Origin of the sequence: Moraxella tarda (assembly GCF_035181405.1) — a bacterium.
Lineage (GTDB): Bacteria > Pseudomonadota > Gammaproteobacteria > Pseudomonadales > Moraxellaceae > Moraxella.
The window spans coordinates 26,261-47,865 of sequence record NZ_JAYGGV010000001.1; the positions used below are offsets into that span (position 1 = coordinate 26,261).

General features: G+C 42.0%; 20 protein-coding genes and 1 pseudogene. 11 read left to right on the top strand and 10 right to left on the bottom strand.

Annotation, left to right across the window (positions count from 1 at the left end; all coding sequences use genetic code 11):
- Positions 1–84: 84 nt before the first annotated feature.
- Positions 85–1,230, top strand: coding sequence for a JmjC domain-containing protein (locus U9670_RS00185; RefSeq protein ID WP_323842125.1), 1,146 nt, complete (start codon positions 85–87; stop codon positions 1,228–1,230).
- Positions 1,231–1,277: 47 nt separating this feature from the next.
- Here U9670_RS00185 and U9670_RS00190 read toward each other — a convergent pair whose 3' ends face one another.
- The 6 genes from U9670_RS00190 to ispF all read right to left on the bottom strand — a co-directional run bounded on the left by U9670_RS00190 (position 1,278) and on the right by ispF (position 6,473).
- Positions 1,278–2,231, bottom strand: a complete 954-nt coding sequence (locus U9670_RS00190) for an AEC family transporter (protein ID WP_323842126.1) — start codon at positions 2,229–2,231, stop codon at positions 1,278–1,280.
- A 132-nt stretch (positions 2,232–2,363) separates the two neighbouring features.
- Entirely contained in the window at positions 2,364–4,247 is a 1,884-nt protein-coding gene (gene mnmG, locus U9670_RS00195) for a tRNA uridine-5-carboxymethylaminomethyl(34) synthesis enzyme MnmG (protein WP_323842127.1), read from the bottom strand.
- Between the two features lie 249 nt (positions 4,248–4,496).
- Complete coding sequence (locus U9670_RS00200) at positions 4,497–4,856, bottom strand: hypothetical protein (RefSeq protein WP_323842128.1); 360 nt, start codon at positions 4,854–4,856, stop codon at positions 4,497–4,499.
- 137 nt (positions 4,857–4,993) lie between these two features.
- Entirely contained in the window at positions 4,994–5,323 is a 330-nt protein-coding gene (grxD, locus tag U9670_RS00205; protein WP_323842129.1) for a Grx4 family monothiol glutaredoxin, read from the bottom strand.
- Between the two features lie 67 nt (positions 5,324–5,390).
- Positions 5,391–5,948, bottom strand: a complete 558-nt coding sequence (locus tag U9670_RS00210) for a cysteine hydrolase family protein (protein WP_323842130.1) — start codon at positions 5,946–5,948, stop codon at positions 5,391–5,393.
- Positions 5,949–5,987: 39 nt separating this feature from the next.
- On the bottom strand, positions 5,988–6,473 hold the full coding sequence (gene ispF / locus U9670_RS00215; RefSeq protein ID WP_323842131.1) for a 2-C-methyl-D-erythritol 2,4-cyclodiphosphate synthase: 486 nt from the start codon (positions 6,471–6,473) through the stop codon (positions 5,988–5,990).
- 81 nt (positions 6,474–6,554) lie between these two features.
- Between ispF and U9670_RS00220 the strand changes: the two genes are divergently transcribed.
- Both U9670_RS00220 and mnmA read left to right on the top strand, forming a co-directional pair.
- On the top strand, positions 6,555–7,193 hold the full coding sequence (locus tag U9670_RS00220; protein WP_323842132.1) for a DUF2238 domain-containing protein: 639 nt from the start codon (positions 6,555–6,557) through the stop codon (positions 7,191–7,193).
- A 58-nt stretch (positions 7,194–7,251) separates the two neighbouring features.
- Positions 7,252–8,409, top strand: coding sequence for a tRNA 2-thiouridine(34) synthase MnmA (mnmA, locus tag U9670_RS00225; protein WP_323842133.1), 1,158 nt, complete (start codon positions 7,252–7,254; stop codon positions 8,407–8,409).
- Positions 8,410–8,520: 111 nt separating this feature from the next.
- Here the strand turns inward: mnmA and U9670_RS00230 are convergent, their stop codons facing one another.
- The 3 genes from U9670_RS00230 to U9670_RS00240 are packed head-to-tail and all read right to left on the bottom strand — an operon-like array spanning position 8,521 to position 10,900.
- On the bottom strand, positions 8,521–9,633 hold the full coding sequence (locus U9670_RS00230) for an HNH endonuclease family protein (RefSeq protein ID WP_323842134.1): 1,113 nt from the start codon (positions 9,631–9,633) through the stop codon (positions 8,521–8,523).
- Positions 9,633–10,754, bottom strand: coding sequence for an adenine-specific methyltransferase EcoRI family protein (locus U9670_RS00235; protein ID WP_323843754.1), 1,122 nt, complete (start codon positions 10,752–10,754; stop codon positions 9,633–9,635). Before U9670_RS00235 ends, U9670_RS00230 begins: the two co-directional genes overlap by 1 nt.
- Positions 10,751–10,900, bottom strand: coding sequence for a hypothetical protein (locus U9670_RS00240; RefSeq protein ID WP_323843755.1), 150 nt, complete (start codon positions 10,898–10,900; stop codon positions 10,751–10,753). Before U9670_RS00240 ends, U9670_RS00235 begins: the two co-directional genes overlap by 4 nt.
- A 155-nt stretch (positions 10,901–11,055) precedes the next feature.
- Between U9670_RS00240 and purB the strand changes: the two genes are divergently transcribed.
- From purB to dusB, 8 genes and pseudogenes are all read left to right on the top strand, one after another.
- Positions 11,056–12,444 (top strand): adenylosuccinate lyase, encoded by a 1,389-nt coding sequence (gene purB / locus U9670_RS00245; RefSeq protein WP_323842137.1) that lies wholly within the window; start codon positions 11,056–11,058, stop codon positions 12,442–12,444.
- Between the two features lie 169 nt (positions 12,445–12,613).
- Positions 12,614–15,265: an alanine--tRNA ligase gene (gene alaS / locus U9670_RS00250; protein WP_323842138.1), complete on the top strand. Its 2,652-nt coding sequence runs from the start codon at positions 12,614–12,616 to the stop codon at positions 15,263–15,265.
- A gap of 260 nt (positions 15,266–15,525) precedes the next feature.
- Positions 15,526–16,812, top strand: coding sequence for an aspartate kinase (locus U9670_RS00255; protein ID WP_323842139.1), 1,287 nt, complete (start codon positions 15,526–15,528; stop codon positions 16,810–16,812).
- A 161-nt stretch (positions 16,813–16,973) separates the two neighbouring features.
- Positions 16,974–17,141 (top strand): annotated as a pseudogene (gene csrA, locus U9670_RS00260) (carbon storage regulator CsrA); the annotation flags it as partial.
- Between the two features lie 105 nt (positions 17,142–17,246).
- Positions 17,247–17,588 carry a HopJ type III effector protein gene (locus U9670_RS00265; protein ID WP_323842140.1) on the top strand — a complete coding sequence of 114 codons (342 nt, stop codon included), beginning with the start codon at positions 17,247–17,249 and terminating at the stop codon, positions 17,586–17,588.
- Between the two features lie 251 nt (positions 17,589–17,839).
- Positions 17,840–18,076: a 50S ribosomal protein L28 gene (rpmB, locus tag U9670_RS00270; protein WP_036362158.1), complete on the top strand. Its 237-nt coding sequence runs from the start codon at positions 17,840–17,842 to the stop codon at positions 18,074–18,076.
- Between the two features lie 40 nt (positions 18,077–18,116).
- On the top strand, positions 18,117–18,272 hold the full coding sequence (gene rpmG / locus U9670_RS00275; protein WP_003659281.1) for a 50S ribosomal protein L33: 156 nt from the start codon (positions 18,117–18,119) through the stop codon (positions 18,270–18,272).
- Between the two features lie 321 nt (positions 18,273–18,593).
- A complete protein-coding gene (dusB, locus tag U9670_RS00280) occupies positions 18,594–19,586 on the top strand; it encodes a tRNA dihydrouridine synthase DusB (protein ID WP_323842141.1) in 993 nt (330 codons plus the stop codon).
- 11 nt (positions 19,587–19,597) lie between these two features.
- Here the strand turns inward: dusB and recD are convergent, their stop codons facing one another.
- Entirely contained in the window at positions 19,598–21,592 is a 1,995-nt protein-coding gene (recD, locus tag U9670_RS00285; RefSeq protein WP_323842142.1) for an exodeoxyribonuclease V subunit alpha, read from the bottom strand.
- Positions 21,593–21,605 lie beyond the last annotated feature (13 nt).

Sequence of the window (21,605 nt, forward strand, 5' to 3'; positions counted from 1 at the left end):
TTGTTACAATAAGCCAAATATTTATCCAATATATCTTTATCATTTCACAGTTTCACACATTCATCAAAGTCAAAGAGAAAAATCATGAGCGACAAATTGCCCTTTTGCTTACCCACCAACATCACCCCAGAAGTTTTTTTGGCTGAATATTGGCAAAAAAAACCACTACTGATCAAAAATGGCCTACCTGCCTTGGTAGGTATGTTTGAACCAACAGATGTGTTAGATTTGGCAATTGAAGATGGCGTTTGTGCTCGCTTAATCACCCAAAAAGACGATAATCCACAACAATGGACACTCAAAAACTCACCTTTGACCCAAAGCGATTTACAAAAAACACCACGCCTGTGGACGGTGCTGGTACAAAATTTAGAACAGTGGTCGCCTGAGCTGGGCGAACTGTGGCAAGCTTTTGATTTTATCCCCAAGTGGCAACAAGATGATATCATGGTCTCAGTCGCCCAAGCTGGCGGTTCAGTAGGCGAGCATTATGATGAATACGATGTCTTTTTAGCACAAGGCTATGGCAAACGCCGCTGGATACTTGGCAAAATGTGTACACCTGACACGCCATTTGTCAAAGACCAACCCATTCGTCTGCTAGATGACATGGGCGAGATTATTTTTGATGAGGTATTGGAGGCTGGCGATGTATTGTATGTACCGCCACGCCTATCTCATCATGGGGTAGCAATTGATGACTGCCTGACTTTTTCATTTGGTTTTCGTCGCCCCAATATGGTACAAATCCTAGACGAAGTGGCAGATGTGGCCACAGGCGAACACTCCCTATTTTCACCTCTTGTGTTGCCACAAGCCCTACAAAACAATCCTTATGAGCTATCAGCCAATAGTATTGATGCAATCAAAAGCGAACTCATCAATGTATTAAATTCAGACAAAGGCACAGCCATCTTAACCCAAGCTCTTAGCGAACTTGTCAGCAAACGCCAATACGACCTCATTGCCTTTGATGACGAATTAACACCAGACGAACTTGCTCAACACCTACAAAATGGCGAATATCTCATCATAAACCCTGCTTGCCGTTTTGTGTTACAAGATAATGAATGGTACATCAACGGAGAGAATGTCTGCTTAAATGATAATGAATTGTCACTCATCAACAGACTGACCAATCATGAAGCAATCGTCTTTGATGATTTGAATGGTAATCTACTGACAAGTGTGACCAATTGGCTAAATGACAATTGGCTGATTTTACTTTAAGCACACCAAGATAAAACAAAAAAATGAGCTACATAAAGCTCATTTTTTTACACCCACCCCAAAATCCGCAAAATCGCCATACCGACTGCCATACCAATCATACTAAAAACGGTAGTAAATGCCAAAATATTGGCAGCCAAAATCGCATTACCACCCATCGCTTTTGCCATCACATAACTTGCTGCTGCCGCAGGGCTTGATACCATTATAAACAAAACGCCAAAATGCACAGGTTCAAGTGCAAACAAAAACCCAATCAGCACAGCCGCTATTGGTGCAACCACAATTCGCCCAATACTCGCCTGCATAGACACGCCAGTCAAGGCAAACATTGATTTGGCGTTAATACTCGCCCCTGCACAAATCAGCGCCAAGGGCAAGGCGATATTGGCAAACAGTCTGCCTGTTTTAAGTACAAAATCAGCTGGCATTGGCAAATTAACCGCCTTATATAAAAAAGCTGATACCAAGGCAATAATCAAAGGATTTTTGATGATTTTAGGTAGTATATTCAAAGACTTTTGCCAAAAGCCCTGCCCTGTATTGGTGCGACTTAGGGTAATCACCGCCAAAATATTATATAAAATGGTAATCAGCCCCATATACACCGCCCCCACCGACAAGCCTGTCTCGCCATAGGCATTGGTTACGGTAGCAAGGCTGATAATCGCCATATTGGAGCGAAACACCCCTTGCACGAATACGCCTTTATCACAAATATCCTGCACAAAAAATTTGGCATAAATCTCTGCCAAAAAATACAGCAAAAAAGTTGTACAAATCCCTGCAAGCAATAAATCAAGCTGGGCATAAAAATGAATATCGCTGTTTAATACACTCAAAAACAACAAACACGGCAAGGCAACTTTAAAAACAATATCAGATGCTGTCGCTACAAAACCTGCATCAATCACGCCCTTTTGTTTTAATAAAAAACCACTTGCCATCAAGATTAAGTTGGGGGCGGTAATATTAAACGCAAAAATAATGGCGGATAGCATTTTGGACTCGTTTTTATATTTAACAAGTGTTTACTTTTTTCTTAGGCTATTTTTGATAATTTTAAACCTTATCAACCTATATTTTAACTATCAAGCCATTAAATAATTAAAAAGTTGTATCAGTTATATTTTTTACAAATCTAATGACTGCTTTCTCATCTTCTTAACCGTCATTGCAAGTAAACTTATCGCCGCAGGCGTCACCCCACTTATCCTGCCTGCTTGTCCAAGTGTCGCAGGGCGAATGTGGGAGAGTTTTTGTACAATTTCATTGGACAGTCCAGACACCGCTGTATAATCAAAATCAACAGGCAAGGCGGTATTTTCAAGGCGTTTCATTTGCTCAATTTCATCGTTTTGGCGGTCAATGTAGCCTGCATATTTAACGCCAATTTCAATTTGCTCGCCCACCTCATCGCTCACCAATGAATCGCTAATTTTGGCAATGTCAAAAAAAGTGATATTGGGGCGTTTTAATAAATCCAGTAGATTGTTTTCTTTGCTTAACACTTCATCAGGATTGTTTGCCATAAAGGCTTTGCCAAGCTCGTTGGTAGGCGTTGCCCAAATCGCTTTGAGTCGTGCGGTTTCTGTCTCAATTGCCTCTTGTTTTTGATTAAACTTCGCCCAACGCACATCATCTACCAAGCCAAGCTCTCGTCCAATGGCAGTCAAACGCTGGTCGGCATTGTCTTCACGCAAAAGCAGGCGATGCTCGGCACGACTGGTGAACATCCGATACGGCTCTTTGGTGCCGTGGGTAATCAAATCGTCCACCAGCACCCCCAAATACGCCTCGTGGCGTTTGGGCGTCCACGCCTCTTTATTTTGCACCAACAGTGCGGCGTTCGCCCCTGCCAGTAGCCCCTGTGCCGCCGCCTCTTCATAGCCTGTGGTGCCGTTGATTTGCCCTGCAAAATACAGATGGTCAATGGCTTTGGTTTCAAGCGTGGGCTTTAAGGCTTGGGGGTCAAAATAATCGTACTCAATGGCATAGCCTGCACGGATAATGTGGGCGTTTTCAAGCCCTTTCATAGAATGCACCAAATCCAGTTGTACATCAAAGGGCAAACTGGTGGAAATGCCATTGGGATACAGCTCGTGCGTGGTCAGACCCTCAGGCTCAATAAAAATCTGATGGCTGTCTTTGTCGGCAAAACGATGAATTTTATCCTCAATGCTTGGGCAGTATCTAGGGCCTACGCCCTCAATCACCCCAGAATACATCGGCGAGCGGTCAAGGCTTGCTCGGATAATATCATGCGTGCGTGCGTTGGTGTGGGTAATGTAGCAGTTGATTTGGCGTGGGTGCATGGACGCATCGCCCATATAGCTCATCACAGGCAAGGGCGTATCGCCTGCTTGCACGGTCATTTTGCTAAAATCCACCGTGCGTGCATCAAGGCGTGGCGGTGTGCCTGTTTTGAGTCGTCCCACAGGCAAATTAAGCTCCCGCAAACGGTGGGCCAAGCGAATGCTGGGCGGGTCGCCTGCACGCCCCCCTTGATAATTATCAAGCCCAATGTGAATCACCCCACCCAAAAAAGTGCCAGATGTCAGCACCACCGCCGTGCAATTAAAGCGAATGCCAGACTGGGTAACCACCGCCACCGCACGCCCATTTTCTACGACAATGTCGTCAGCAGACTGGGCAAAAATATCCAAATTGTCTTGATTTTCAAGGGTTTGGCGGATATAGGCTTTGTACAACAAACGGTCGGCTTGGGCACGAGTGGCTCGCACCGCCGCCCCTTTTCGGCTGTTTAATACCCGAAATTGAATGCCTGCGTGGTCGGTCGCCAGTGCCATCGCCCCACCCAATGCGTCCACTTCACGCACCAAATGCGATTTGCCAATCCCACCAATGGCAGGGTTACAGCTCATCGCCCCCAGCGTCTCAATGTTGTGGGTCAATAACAGCGTGGCAACGCCCATTCGTGCCGATGCCAATGCCGCCTCCGTGCCTGCGTGTCCGCCACCGATGACGATAACGCCGTAGTGTTTTGGGTAGTTCATTGTTTGCCCTATTTTTCAATTTAACTTAGCTTCAATTTAACTGGTTATTATAGCAGTTTTTGGTGGATAAAAAAATCAAAACCGCCATTTGGACGGTTTTTGACGGATAGGTTTAAAATCAATAACATCAAACTGCGTTTAAAATATAAAACATTTACAGTACACCTGATAAAAAATAATACGCTTGATAACAATAGTTTAAAGTCATTTATTATCACAATCCTATTATTTAGGTGCTTATTATGGCATTTAAATCAACCCCAACGCCTTTAAATTATCTATGGTACTTTGAGGCAAATTTTTATACATTACTTGTTTGTCCTTGTCATCGCCAAATTTTAAAATCATTTCAATCAATGTCAAACCCTCAAAAGGCAAGTTATCCAGTTGTTTTAAAAATTTTAATAAATACAGACCTGCGGTGATGTCCTTATCTGCCAGTGTGCGATGATTGACCATACGCCACGCCAATTCCCCTGCCCCGCCCACAGTGATGATTTGATGAATGGCTTGCAAGGCGGTATTGGGATTTTCACACAATTTGACAATGCTGTCAGAGTGGTATTTTATTTTGATTAATTGTTCATTATTCATAGATTTATTATTCATAGATTGTATCCACGCATTACAAACACAAAACGGCTGTATCAAATAAAATCTAATACTTAGCCGTTTTTTTGCTTATCGCTTTTATGCTTACTGTTTTTAATAGTCAAATCTAAGACAGATTTTAAAAAAAAACCGTTTTAAATCTCAGGGCTATGTTCTTCAATCAAGGGTTTTAATTCGCCTGATTGATACATTTCAAGCATAATATCACTGCCACCAATCAGCTCGCCACCCACCCATAGTTGAGGAAAGGTTGGCCAGTTAGCGATTTGTGGTAGCGTGGCACGAATGTCAGGATTTTCAAGGATATTAACAAAGGCAAAAGGTCGCCCAATTTGGCTCAAAATCTCCACCGCACGAGACGAAAATCCGCACTGGGGGAACTGGGGCGTGCCTTTCATATACAAAAGCACGCTATTGTCTTTGATTTGGCTTTCAATCAAGGCTTTGATGTCGGTGTCGCTCATAACTTTCTCCAAAAAAATTTGTGTGTTTATGGGGGTTTTTGTAATTTTTGCAAGCGGTTTTTGCAAATTATCCACGCAAAAATTCATCGCTATTTACCACCGTGGCAAATTCACCGTGCAAATTGGCAAGGCTAATTTGATGCACAAGCTCGCTGTCATAACGCTTGCCGTCCACGCCCACACGGTCAAAAGTCGCCGTACCGTCCGCCACCACAAGCACATCAAAGCCAAAATTGCCCGCCATTCTGGTGGTGGTACTCACGCAGTGGTTGGTGGTAAGCCCAACAATCACAAGACTATCAATGGCACGGCTGGTCAATTCATTGTATAAATTTGTGCCGATAAATGCCGAATTGACGGTTTTGCCAATCACGATTTCATCGTCAATCGGTGCGGTCAAGGGTTTAAACTCATTGCCGATTTGATTGGGGCGAAGTGGCGAGTTGGGGTCGGTGGAATTGTGCTGAATATGAAAAACAGGCATATTTTTTGCACGCCATTTTTGTAAAAGCCGATGACAAACCGTTTCGCAATGTGGATTGTTTCTATTGCCACCCCAATGGCTGTGATTGTCAAAGCCAATTTGTAAATCTATCAATAAAAGAGCGGTATTTGTAGCAAGCATTCTATTTTCCAAAACCAAATCAAATAAACATAATACCATTTAATCCATTTTTTGCAATAATACCACACAACTGGCAAATATCCCCTCGCCCCGCCCCAAATAGCCCATTTTTTCATTGGTGGTGGCTTTGATACTAATACAATCGGTATCCACTTTTAGAATATTGGCGATACATTCACGCATTTTGGTATTGTGGGGGGCGATTTTGGGCAATTCACAAATCACGGTCATATCGGCATTGATAAGCCGATACCCTTTATCTTGCACCATTTGATAGACTTGGCTCAATAACCGTTTGCTGTCCGCCCCTTTGTAGGCAGGGTCGCTATCACTAAAATGCTGACCAATATCGCCGAGTGCCAACGCCCCCAAAAGTGCATCCATCAAGGCGTGGAGCAACACATCGCCGTCAGAATGTGCCAAAATGCCGTGTGTGTGCGGTATCACAACACCGCCAAGCGTAATAAAATCACCGTCCGTAAAAGCGTGGACATCAAGCCCTTGACCGATTTTGAGCATAATCATCTCTCAAAATGATGATTGTAGCACATTCGTAGTCAAAATGGTATAATGGCTTTGATTAAGCTTATACCAATTATACACGCAATGCACAATCCTTTAAAAAACAGCCTGATTGTTATTATTTTTTGCATTGTGTTAGCAAGTATTGACCCTTTGGATTGGCACAGCTATTTATTGCATCAAATTGGCACGGTTTTTTTAATGCTACCGATGGCGTATTTATTTATCAAGCACAAAATCAGCACCAAAAGTCTTTATGCAATGACTGCTTTTTTGCTGTTGCATATTTTAGGGGCAAAGTACTTGTATTCTTATGTGCCTTATGACCAATGGAGCATAGTGCTTTTTGGTATTGGCATTAACGATATTTTTGGTTTTAAAAGAAATCATTATGACAGACTGGTGCATTTTGCTTATGGTGTATGTTTGTATCCTTTGATATATGATTTAATCAAACATTGGTTTAAAACCAGTAGCCAAAAACAGCTTGTGTTTATTGTGCTGACGGTCAATATGGCAACCAGTATGCTTTATGAACTTTTTGAATGGTTTTTGGCGATTGGCTTATCGCCCAAGCAAGCAGAACAATACAATGGACAACAAGGCGATATGTGGGACGCCCATAAAGATATGGCGTTGGCACTCATTGGGGCGGTGCTATCAAGTTTTGTTTATCCCAATTACAAAGCTTGCCAATGTAAATCTACCCAATATACACCTTAAGCACAAACTTGAAATTTGACTTTTAAACCTTATTATACAGCAAATTTGTGGATATATTATGATGACAACTTTCCCTTCACCCCCTTTCTCCAAAAATCCAAGCAACACCCGTGTCATTGTCGGTATGTCAGGCGGTGTGGACAGCTCGGTATCCGCCCTATTATTAAAACAAGCAGGCTATCAGGTGGAGGGTCTGTTTATGAAAAATTGGGAAGAAGATGACGGCACCGAGTATTGCACGGCGATGACAGACCTGGCGGACGCCCAAGCGGTGGCGGACAAATTGGGCATTTATTTGCATACCGCCAATTTTAGTGTGGAATATTGGGACAATGTGTTTGAGCATTTTTTGGCAGAATACAAAGCAGGTCGCACGCCAAACCCTGATATTTTGTGCAACAAAGAAATCAAATTTAAAGCCTTTTTGGAGTATGCCACGCACCATTTGGGGGCGGATTTTATTGCCACAGGGCATTATGTACGCCGTGGCGATATTGTCAATCATCATTCGCAAAATCTAGCAAAAGCCCCTTTATTAAAAGGGCTAGACGACAATAAAGACCAAAGCTATTTTTTATATGCGGTGGGCGGTGATAAATTGGCAAAAACTTTATTTCCCATTGGTCATTTACAAAAAAGCGAAGTGCGACAAATTGCCACACAATACGATTTAGCCACCGCCCACAAAAAAGACTCCACAGGCATTTGTTTTATTGGCGAACGCAAATTCAAAGACTTTTTGCAAACCTATTTGCCTGCCCAAATGGGCGATATATACACCGATGACGGACACAAAATCGGCACGCATTCTGGCTTGATGTACTATACCATCGGACAACGGGGTGGCATTGGCATTGGTGGGGTCAAAAACCGAGCTGACGAACCGTGGTTTGTATTACAAAAAGACTTAAAAAACAACCGCTTAATTGTCGGTCAAGGGCATAACCACCCTTATTTATTTTCCAAAGAATTGACCGCTTATAAACTGGATTGGGTGGTAAATCCGCCCCAAAATGGCGACAAACTCACCGCCAAAACCCGCTATCGCCAAGCCGACCAAGCCTGCACCGTGTATCTTGAAAATGACAAAGTGCGAGTGGTGTTTGATGAACCGCAACGGGCGGTAACTTTGGGGCAATCGGTGGTGTTGTATGACGGTCAGATGTGTTTGGGCGGTGGGGTGATTGATTGGTGTGATGCGCCGTGTTTGATTTAGATTTAGTTTGTATTTGTTCTAAACAAAACTAAAATAACAGCCTATACCCATAGCCATTACAAAAATATAATGGCTATTTTTAGCATCTTTTTAATGGTATGTTAATAACAACTACTTGCCTGACTTAGTGCGATTGCATTTTTGACACAGCATTTGACAATTCTCAAAAGTGGTTTTACCCCCTTTTGCCCAAGGGATAATATGGTCGGCTTCCATTTTATCAATCGTAAAATACTCATTGCAAATTTTGCAAACCCCTTTTTGGGCTTGATAGGCTTTTTGGCGGTCTTTGTCGCCAAATGTTCGTAAATTTAGATATTTTGGGTCATTTTTTAATAAATAGGCATAAATGCCTTTGTTATTCTCCACTTCATCGTCATTTATCAATTCACAAATACGCTGTTCTAATAACTCTGCGTCCAATACATCGTCTTTGTGGGCGTTATAAAATTCGCCCCATTCTAGCCCTTTCATCATTTTGCGGTAATGGGGGAATTTGGCTTTTGTCCAACTTATCACATTTTGAAAATATTGCCATAATTGCAGGGCATCGCTGTCGTGTTGGTGCTGTGCCATATATTGGGTAATGTCTTTGTTGTATTTGGGGTCGGTTTGGCTTATCCATTTTAAAGTTTTTTCTAAATAGTCTTGGCGAATGGGCGTGCCTGTCAAATAATCACTGCCGATTTGATACGCCACGCACCCAGTTTTGCTAAAATGGCGTTTGGCATCGGTGAGCCATTTGCCTGTGTACATTGCGTTTTTGAGTTCTTGGTCGGTCAATTTTTCGCCTGCGATATTGATAATCTCAAACCACGCCAATTTTTCGCTAGGCTCGCCTGTACAAATATAAATATGCAATTTATAATCCAAAATTTGCTTTTGGTCATTTGCATTTAAATTATGAAAATATAAAGCATTACCGTCTATTTTAATAGAAAAATCGCCCGCCACAAATTGACAAATGCTAATGGTGCGTTGCTGTCCGTCCATTAGCTCAAATTGTCCGTCATCGGTGGTTGCCCAATACATCACATTTAAAGGAAAGCCCTTTAAGACGGTATAAATCACTTCATTTCTTTGCTTTTCGTTATATACAAACTCACGCTGAAACGGCGGTCGCACATTTAACAATCCGCCATATGCCACCACGCCTTGTTCGTTATTATCGGCATAGCCTTGGGTTAATTCATCAATCGTGATATTTTTATGCTCAATGTGCATTAGTTTGCTCCTTTTTGTTTGATAAGAATTCTTGCATAAATTTTCTTTCTATCTAAATAAGGATATCCAAAGTTGTACTCATCAATTTTAGTGGTAACCATTTGTCCTATTAACTCAAACTGCTCTGGATTGTATTTATCCAAAAAAGTAATCGGTACGCCCATTGCACCGTCATAATCCATTGGGATATTTACCGCTTGGCTAACTTCAATAGCATTATAATTATCATATTTTGGATAGTCATTGGGATTATATTTTTTATGTAAAATAAATTTTTCGTGGCGTTTTGCAATATCCAAATTGGTATACCAATAAGTTCTTGCTGTTTCAAATAATGTGCCATCAGGTTTGCAAAAATGTCTGGTGCAATTATAGCCTATCCATAATTCATTGTTTTTTATCAATGGGAAAATCTCTTTATAAGTAATCGCATTGATATTACCGATTACCAAAAATTTTTTATTATATGCCACAAGCTGGGCGATATATTCACGAAACAAACTAAATGGCGGATTGGTAACGACAATATCCGCTTCACACAACAGTTTAATACATTCCTTACTTCTAAAATCCCCACCCAAATAGACCGTGCCGTCTTTGGCGGTATTGCCTTTTAATGGTGTGGTTCTTTCTTTGAGCCATTCAGTAAGATTATCAAATTTACCATCGTGCATTTTTAAGCCATCAACGCTTGTGATTTCAATTTTGTGGGCTTTGAAATCGTCATCAAATAACGACAACTGCGTGCCTGCAATAGGGCTTGTGGCATAGCCTGTGCTGATGAGTTTTTTAAGCCCCAAGCGTCTAAAATTTAACAAAAAATACTGTAAAAAATTGCTCTCGTAGGGGTCATCGCAATTACAATAGACGATTTTGTCTTTAAAATGTGCCTTATAATGGCGTAATTCGTTTTCTATATCAGCAAGGCAGGTATAAAATTCATCGTTTTTGGCTTTTTTGGCTTTGTGAAGCGTGCTGTTACCGCTGTCTGTGGCGGTCGCTTTTTTAGCTTTGGTAGGCTTGCTTTGCGTAGTTTTGCTTGGTGTGGCTCGTTTGGGCGTAGGGTCTTGTTTGACGCCTGTTTTGGCTTCTAAAAAGGCAGGGGAGATGTACTTGCTCATTGCACACCCCCAAAAGGCGTGCAGGCAAAATTTAGGCTATGCGGTGTGCGGTGTGCGGTGTGCGGTGTGCGGTGTGCGGTGTGCGGTGTGCGGTGTGCGGTGTGCGGTGTGCGGTGTGCGGTGTGCGGTGTGCGGATTATACGCATAATTTGCTCCTTGTCAAGTTATTTGTATTATACAAGATTGGCAAAATTGGTGCAATGCTAGGCAATGGCGGATAAATTTGCTATAATTGGTGGCAATTTATGCGTATCATCGCATTTAATCCAAAGCCCTTTTTTATTATTTTTTAAGGATTATAATGACTGTATCTGCCCTTACCGCCCTATCCCCCCTTGACGGTCGCTATGCGTCCAAATGCGACAGCCTACGCCCATTTTTGTCTGAATTTGGCTTAATGCACGCCCGAGTATTGGTAGAAATCCGCTGGTTGCAGGCATTGGCAAACCATAGTCAAATCACAGAAATCAAGCCGTTTTCTGATGACACCAATGCCAAATTAAATGCGATTATTGATAATTTTTCACAAGACAATGCCGAACGCATTAAACAAATTGAAGCCACCACCAATCACGATGTCAAAGCGGTGGAATATTTTTTAAAAGAACAAATTAGTGATATTGATGAATTAAAAATGTCAGGCGAATTTATTCATTTTGCTTGTACATCAGAAGATATTAACAATTTATCACACGCTTTAATGCTCAAAAACAGCCGTGAGATATTGGCAAAATCCATGCAAGCGATTATTGACCGTATTGCACACTTGGCAAACGAATATAGCGATGTGCCAATGTTATCACGCACGCACGGACAAACAGCAAGCCCCACCACAATGGGCAAAGAGCTGGCAAATGTGGCTTATCGCTTGCACCGTCAATTAAAGCAATTTAACAATGTAGAATTACTGGGTAAAATCAATGGGGCGGTAGGCAATTATAATGCCCATTTGGTAGCATATCCTGATATTGACTGGGCAAAAAACGCCCAAGATTTTGTGCAAAGTTTGGGGCTTACTTTTAACCCTTATACCACACAAATTGAACCGCACGATTATATGGCAGAATTGTTTGATGCCCTACGCCGATTTAATACCATTTTGATTGATTTTAATCGTGATATTTGGGGCTATATTTCTTTGGGCTATTTTACCCAAAAAATGAAAGACGGCGAAGTGGGTAGCTCCACAATGCCCCACAAGGTCAATCCCATTGATTTTGAAAACTCAGAAGGCAATTTGGGTCTGGCAAATAGTGTGCTGGCACATTTGGGCGAAAAACTGCCAATCAGTCGCTGGCAACGAGATTTGACCGATAGCACCGTTTTGCGTAATATGGGCGTGGGTTTGGCACAAAGTTTGATTGCTTTTGAAGCGTGCCTAAAAGGTATGGGTAAATTACAATTAAATGCCGATAAACTGGCACAAGATTTGGACAACGCCCAAGAAGTGCTTGCCGAACCCATTCAGACCGTGATGCGTCGCTATAATATTGAAAAACCCTATGAAAAATTAAAGGCACTGACCCGTGGGCAAGCGATGACCCGCCAGATGATGACAGATTTTGTGGGTGGCGATGAATTAAAGCAAGTGCCAGCCGATGACAAAAAGCGGTTGGGCGATTTGACCCCTGCACGCTATATTGGCAATGCCAGTGAGCAGGCGAAAGGGCTTGGGGAGTGGTTAAAGTAACTAATATTTTAAATTGTCAAAATAAATAACTGGACAAACCAACTAATTAAAAGCATAAATAAAAAGCATATTGATTTTTAATGGCTTCTTATTTATCACGCAAATTATTTGATGGTATAGTTATTTATTTTGATTGCTATTTATTTATAACTTGAATGTAAGGATTTTTATGAAAACCATGACCACCAACGAGCTACGCCAAGCCTTTATTGATTTTTTTGCCAGCAAACAGCACACGCCTGTGCCGTCATCTAGCCTTGTGCCACACAATGACCCAACTTTGCTATTTACCAATGCGGGTATGAACCAGTTTAAAGACACTTTTTTGGGGCTAGAACAGCGTGATTACCGCCGTGCCGTTACCGCCCAAAAATGCGTGCGTGCAGGGGGCAAGCACAACGACCTTGACAATGTCGGCTACACCGCCCGCCACCACACTTTTTTTGAGATGATGGGCAATTTTAGTTTTGGCGATTATTTTAAAGAAACTGCCATTCCTTTGGCGTGGGAATTTTTGACCTCCCCTGACTGGCTTGGCTTACCCAAAGAACGCTTGTACATTACCATTTATCACACCGATGACGAAGCCTTTGACATTTGGCACAACGTGGTGGGTTTATCGCCTGACCGCATTATCCGTATCGGCGACAACAAAGGCGGTGCCTATCAATCCGACAATTTTTGGATGATGGGCGACACAGGGCCGTGTGGACCTTGTACCGAGATTTTTTATGACCACGGCGAGCATATTTGGGGTGGACTGCCTGGCAGTGCGGACGAAGACGGCGACCGCTTTATTGAGATTTGGAACTGTGTGTTTATGCAGTTTAACCGCCAAAAAGACGGTACGATGGAGCGACTGCCTGCCCCAAGCGTGGACACAGGTATGGGGCTTGAACGAATGAGTGCCATTATGCAAGGTGTGCATAGCAATTATGAGATTGACACTTTTGTCAATTTGATGAACTCGGCAAGCGATATTATTGGCATACCCAATCAAAACGAGCCGTCCTTAAAGGTACTTGCCGACCATATCCGTGCGGTGGCGTTTTTAATCGCTGACGGTGTCGTGCCAAGCAACGAAGGGCGTGGCTATGTCTTACGCCGTATTATCCGCCGAGCGGTGCGACACGGCAACAAATTGGGGGCAAATGGGGCATTTTTTTACAAACTGGTGTCTGCACTGGCAGGCGAGATGGGACAAGCTTACCCACAGCTTATCGCCAAACAAGCCGACATTGAAAGCATTATTTTAAAAGAAGAAGAGCAATTTGCCAAAACCCTATCGCAGGGCTTACGACTGCTATCAAGCGAGCTTGAACACTTGCAACAAGGCGACACTTTGTCTGGCGAAACTGCCTTTAAACTGTACGACACCTATGGCTTTCCTTATGATTTGACCGCCGACATTGTGCGTGAAAAAGACATTCACATTGACGAGACCGCTTTTTTGCGTGAAATGGACGCCCAACGCACCCGTGCCCGTGAAGCAGGCAAATTTGGGCTTGACTACACCAGTTTGATTAAAGTAGAACAGCCAAGCACCTTTGTAGGCTATGAAAAGTTGCACGCCGATGGGCAAATCCTGCAACTGTTTACAGACGGCAGGGCGGTGGACACGCTGGTTGAAGGCGACACAGGTGTGGTGGTGCTTGACCAAACGCCTTTTTATGCCGAAAGTGGCGGTCAAGTGGGCGAAATAGGGCAAATGACCACCGCCACAGGCGTGTTTGTCGTGGAAGACACACAAAAATCAGGCACAGGCATTGTCCATTATGGGCGTGTGGCAATGGGGCAACTTGACTTAAATCAAAGTGTGCTGTCCGAAGTGCAAGGCGATGTGCGTCTTGACAGTGCCAAAAACCACTCCGCCACCCACCTACTGCACGCCAGTTTGCAACAAGTACTGGGCGATGGCGTGGCACAAAAAGGCTCGCTTGTGTCATCGCAACTGCTTCGCTTTGACTTTTCTTATGACAAACCAATCAGCGATGATGAGCTTGCCCACATTGAAACCATTGTCAATGAAAAAATCGCCCAAAACGACACGGTTTTGATTGAATATATGAACATCAACGATGCCAAAAACAAAGGGGCAATGGCATTGTTTGGCGAAAAATACGGCGAGACGGTGCGAGTACTCACCATGGGCAAAAATGCCGACCAAAGTGCCTTTTCTATTGAGCTGTGTGGCGGTATTCACATCAAACAAACAGGCGACATTGGACTGTTTAAAATCGTCTCTGAAAGCGGTATCTCATCAGGCGTTCGCCGTATTGAGGCCTTGACAGGGCTTGGGGCATTGCGTTATATCCAAGCAGGCGAAAAAGTGCTAAGCACCCTTGCCCAAGAATTTAAAGCAAAGCGTGAAGAAGTCTTGGGGCGTGTGCTGGTCTTGACCGACAAAGTCAAAGAGTCCGACAAACAGATTGAAAAATTGACCCAAAAACTTGCAAGTTTTGAAGCCAAATCGTTGATGGACAAAGTCCTTGACATAAAAGGCGTACCAGTACTCATTAGCAAGGTGGACAATACAGACGCCAAAGGCTTACGCAGTTTGGCAGACGACATCAAATCCAAGCTGCACACTGGCGTGGCGGTCTTGGCAAGTGTCAATGACGGCAAAATCGCCCTAACCGCAAGCGTGGGCAAAGATTTGACCGACAAAATCAAAGCAGGCGACATCATCAAATCGCTTTGTGAAACTCTTGACGGCAAAGGCGGTGGCAAGAGCGACTTTGCCCAAGGTGGGGCGAGCGATGTGGCAAGTTTGGATAAAGCGTTGGCTGATTTAAAAGATGATTTGGCAGGTAAACTATAATACCCACACCATGACAATTACATGACTGTTCACAAGGCAGTCATGCGTAAAAAGCTTGATAAAGACTGAACAATGGTTGATATAAACATTAATCATTGTAATACATCTGTCATACAAATGTCTTAAATCATTAAGCTGTTTATAAATTTTTGTCATGAATTTATCAGTTTATTTTAACAATAAATTGGGGTATAATCTGTAAAATTTTATTCACAACCTTTGGTTTTTCTAGCATTTTTTTTGAACAAAAGGCAAACATAATGGCGTTAATTGTACAAAAATACGGTGGCACCTCAATGGGTAATACCAGCCGTATCAAAAATGTCGCCGCACGCGTGAAGCGTTGGCACGATCATGGTCATCAAATCGTAGTTGTGGTATCAGCAATGAGTGGCGAAACCAACCGCTTGATTGGCTTAGCTCGTGAAATATCCAATGACCCAGACCCTCGTGAATACGACCAAATGGTTGCCACAGGTGAACAAGTATCCATCGCTTTGCTTGCGATGGCACTAAAAGACTTGGGCATTAATGCCAAGTCTATGACAGGTCGTCAGGTCGCCATAAAAACAGATGAGACTCATACCAAAGCTCGCATTGAACACATTGATGCCGACAACCTAAAACAAGAACTGGCTGACGGAAAAGTTCTTATCGTAGCAGGCTTTCAAGGTGTGAATAAATACAATGATTTGACCACACTGGGTCGTGGTGGCTCAGACACCACAGGGGTGGCAATTGCGGCCGCCATCGGTGCAGACGAATGTCAAATTTATACTGATGTGGACGGTGTATACACTACCGACCCACGAGTAACCTCAAAAGCCAAAAAACTATCAAAAATTACTTTTGAAGAAATGCTAGAAATGGCATCACTGGGTTCAAAGGTACTACAAATCCGCTCAGTGGAGTTTGCAGGTAAGTACAAAGTGCCACTGCGTGTACTATCAAGCTTTGATGAGGGTGCAGATGGTGCTTTTGATGACGAATTTAAACAAAATACTGGTACACTAATTACTGCTGATGAAGGAGATGATATGGAGCGTGCTGTAATTTCAGGCATTGCCTTTAACCGTGACGAAGCCAAAATTGTCCTACTGGGCGTACCAGACCGCCCTGGTATTGCTTCAGCCATTTTAAGCCCAATTGGTGCAGCAAACATCGAAGTGGACATGATCATTCAAAATATTTCAGAAAATGGTGTAACCGATTTTAGTTTTACTGTACCTCGTGGCGATTTTAACAAAGCCCTAAAAATTCTCAATGAGAAGGTTAAAGATGACATTGGTGCCACTCAAATCATTGGCGATGACAAAGTTGTTAAAGTATCCATTGTTGGTGTAGGTATGCGTTCACACGCAGGTGTGGCAAGCAAAATGTTTGAAACATTAGCTTCAGAAAACATTAACCTACAAATGATTTCAACATCAGAAATCAAAGTTTCTGTGCTTGTACAGGAACAACATTTAGAAAAAGCCGTCAAGTCATTACACACCGCTTTCGGTCTTGATCGTGAAGATGGTGAAAGCAAAGTTGCAGGCCTATAATTGATAGACTTAAAATGATTGTAAATTTTTAATAAGAAAAATTTACATAATTTACGCTAAAAATTACTGACAAAATATCCAAGCCGTTTTATAATGATGTCTTGGGTATTTTATTTTTTTGGGTATTTTTATTATTTCATGCATCAGTGCAAGGAGCGATTATGTTAATCCTAACTCGCCGTGTTGGCGAAACTTTAATGATTGGTGATGAAGTCAGCGTTACTGTACTTGGCGTCAAGGGCAACCAAGTACGCCTTGGTGTTAATGCACCAAAAGACATTGCTGTGCATCGTGAAGAAATTTATCAACGCATTCAGCATGAACGCTCAATGCAAGCACACATGAGCCATCTAGAACAAGGTAATTTTGCACCGCCATCATTTGATGATGATGATTACTTCAATCGTTAATTCATTGATTTTTAGGGGAAATTTATGACAAAAAGCATTTCCGCCCTACTTCATGGTATTGAAACTGGCGTATTAAACTTTGCCGACATCATTGTCTTTATTGACAGTCATTATACTTATACACCAGTTGAATTTCAAAATGGAGAGATCACCAATGCAGCTGGCACCAATGAAGGTTCTGCTAAAGTGTTTAGCTTTGCTAAATTGCATGGCCTCAATCAGTTGGATACACTAAAATTATTTGCTGAACATTACCAATCTGTGCTTAACAATCCTGATGGTACAGATCATGCCAATATTCGTAATTTTATTCACTACGGCTGGCAGGGTTTTGGCTTACCAAAAAATGCCCTTACGCCAAAATGATTGGTTTTTTATCACAAAACGCTCAAAATCAGTAGAATTTACTTGAAATATTGGTAGATTTCATTTATAATTTGGGCTTTAATTTTTCTGCCATTTCTTGATTGTTGTCGCCTTTAACAACAAAAAAGAATGGTGCAACTTGATAGTTTGGTCAAATTTGTGTCTTGTCCATACCATATTTATGACACCTTGCCCAGACGGCACATCCGATACCGCTCAATATCCGTGCCATGTTTTATTAGGAGTTCACCATGTCTCGTGTATGTCAAGTGACTGGAAAGCGCCCATTAGTGGGCAATAATGTATCACACGCCAACAACAAAACTCGTCGTCGTTTCTTGCCAAATCTACACAACCATCGTTTTTGGGTAGAATCAGAAAACCGTTTCGTACGCCTTCGTGTGTCATCTAAGGGTATGCGCATCATTGATAAGCACGGCATTGAAAAAGTGCTTGCTGACCTACGCGCACAAGGTCAAAAAATCTAATTTTAGATTTTCCACTTAGACTATTTTTAAGGATACGACAATGAGAGATAAAATTAAATTAGTTTCTACTGCTGGTACTGGTTATTTCTACACCACCACCAAAAACAAACGCACCATGCCAGGCAAAATGGAAATCAAAAAATTTGACCCAAAAATTCGCCAACATGTTTTATTTAAAGAAGCAAAAATCAAATAAGTTGCTCTTTAAAAATAAAAAAGACCGCACTTTTAGCGGTCTTTTTTATACATATTGTATCATTTGCAAAATACCGCCACTTCATAAACTTAGTGGTGGACAACCAACAAAGTTTGGTATGCCAATAACTTTGATGAATTCTTTTACAGTTCAAATGACCCAAATGTTGATTAATTCATACAATTTTTTTATAAAAATTTTTATAAAAAAATATTTGAAAATATTAATCATCTGACTTTTTTATTAGATGTTTATTTATTAGAACATCAGTTTAAAAGCACCCCACAAAAAAACAAACAAACTCAATAAAATCATCTACTTATGAACAATCACCCCCTACTCACTCCCCTTACCATCGGCAACCAAACCATACAAAATCGCCTCATCGTTGCCCCTATGGCTGGCGTCACCGACAATCCTTTTCGTAGGCTGTGCAAGTCCTTTGGTGCAGGTCATGCAGTGAGCGAGATGATCATCGCTGATACTGCATTATACGCTCGTAAAAAATCATTATATCGTGCCAACTTTGATGGTGAAATCGCTCCCATTTGCGCACAAATTGCAGGGGCAGAACCTGATAAATTAGCCGAGGCAGCTCGTTTTCAGGTGGCTAATGGTGCTCAGATTGTTGATATCAACATGGGTTGCCCTGCAAAAAAAGTCTGCAAAAAATTAGCAGGCTCAGCATTATTACAAGATGAACAGCTGGTCAAAAAACTTTTAGAAGCCACCATTGATGCTGTTGATGTACCAGTTACTCTAAAAACAAGGCTTGGCTTTGCAAACGGCCAAGAAAACATCTTGAAAATTGCTGAAATTGCTGAAAGTGCAGGCATTGCTGCCATTGCCATTCACGGTCGCACTCGAGAGGATTTTTATACAGGGCAAGCTCGCTACGACTTGATACAACAGGTCAAACAAATGGTAAAAATCCCCATTATTGTCAATGGCGACATTGATAGCCCTCAAAAAGCCAAAGCCATTTTTGAGGCAACAGGTGTTGATGCGGTGATGATTGGTCGTGGCGCCCAAGGCAAACCCTGGATATTTCGAGACATTCATCACTATTTAAATACTGGCAAACTGCCAGACGCTCCAAATATTGACGAACTTCGTCAGATTGTACTGACTCATCTTGAAGAGCTGTATCAATTTTATGGTGAATATTCAGGCTGTCGTATCGCACGCAAGCACATCGCATGGTATACAGGAGGTCTGCCCAATTCTAATGCCTTTCGTGAGGCGATGTATCAAGAAGAAAGTACCGCTGGTCAATTTAGGGTGGTTGAACGATTTTTACGATCATCATCTTAGTATGGCAAAAATCACAACAACCCAAGCCCAGTGGTTCGCACTATTGGTGTAGTTACGGCAAGCTGTAAACCATTTGATGTGGCAAAAATATCCACTTTTTTCTTAGCACGAGTAACCGCTGTATAGATCAGCTCCTTGGACAGCAAGCGAGTATTGGTATCATCAAACACCACCGCCACCCTTTCAAATTCCGAGCCTTGCGATTTATGCACCGTCATGGCATAAGCAGTCGCCACCGTATCACCACCAAGCATGGCAACCGAAACTTTTCTTAAAACATCACCATCAAAATAAACCACCAACTCTCCATCGTCACGCAGGCACACACCCACATCACCGTTAAACAATCCCAAGTCATAGCGATTGGTTTGTACCATCACCACCCTTCCATGATACCACTGCGATGCAGTCAATCCCATTTTAAGGTATTGTCTATGGTATTTTGCAAGAAAATCATTAATTTTTATATCACCAGCCATACCCGAATGAGAGGCGGTCAAAATGCGGTATTTACTTAGGCTTTCAATCAATTCTTTGATCAAAACCTGCTTTTTTTCATCAGAATGGTCATCAAAATAAGATAACAGACTCTTGGTGTGTTGAAAGTAGCTTTCATAACCTTTTGATAACTCATTGTAATAATTAGTATTTTTTAAAATATTGATGAAATTCAAATCATCATAATAACTAACTAACGCTTGTACGCTTTGCAACTCATCTAAAACATCATCAGTCTTGTTAATCAGCTTTGCCAATTTTCCTACAGCCGAATCAGCATCAAAACGCCTTGACTCCACAAGATGAACACGATGAGCATACAAAGCAGGTATAAGGCACAAATCTGCCAACACCGCCCCAGCTTCCACCGCTGCAAGCTGATGTGCATCTCCTAATAAAATTAACCTTGCCCCAGTTTTAACCGCTGATAATAAATGGCAAGACAGCTCTGCCCCCAACATGGAGGCTTCATCAATAATAATCACATCATGTGGTAGTGGATTTTTTTCATGATATCTTGGCACACCATGTTGACCAATGCCAAGCAGTCTATGGATGGTCTTAGGCTCTGGCAGACTGATTTTGACAGTATTTTTTTGCAGTGTATTTTGTAGCGATTCACTCATACGCTGTGCTGCTTTTCCTGTAGGGGCTGATAACGCCAAATCAATGTTAGGATTTTGCCCAATCAATGCCAGTACGATTTGTGCCACTGTAAAAGTCTTACCTGTTCCAGGTCCGCCTGTGATGATGGCAAATGGTTTTTGACTGACCATCTCAACCGCTTGTTTTTGTTCAATGTTCAACTCATCAGACAAATCAGTCAGACCAAATGGTGCAATATCCGCCCCACAAATCCTCTCAATATGTCTCATTGCTATTTGCTCAGCATGATAGGCACGGTTTGACCATATATAAAGTGCTTCATTGCTATTTTTAAAGACAATCGGCGTGCCAACTTGGACGGTCTGATGATGGGCAAAAAGATGGCTAGACTGCAAAAACTTTACCAGCTCACCCATGTCATTATTTAAGACAAACTTAATAAAATAATATACTCTAAGTAAGTGTAGTAAAATATCACCAAGCTCATTTTTGCCGATAGACTGCCTGCTTGTGCCAGCAACATCTTGTATGGCAAGATGAAAATCGCTAAGATACTGATTGATCAGATTTTTAAGGGCTGTCTGATCACTGGCATTTTCATCAATATGCCTGAATATGACATCAAAATCCAGCAAAAATTGCTCATTTTTACTGTATGATGACAGATATTCTTGAATGGGCAAAAGTAAATTTTGCCAGCCATCGGCTTGATTTTTTGGCAAAATCATCACTGTATGCCCCTCTGATAAGGACAGCATACTTGCCAAACTCACCACATAAAATAGACTTTGTTCATACTTGCCCAAAGCAAAGTTAGTACTGAGCATTTTTTTATTACCATACCAGCTGGCATTTTCAAGAATGCGTGTGGTCAAATAGCGGTCAATTACGGTTGTATTCATCATAATATTTTAA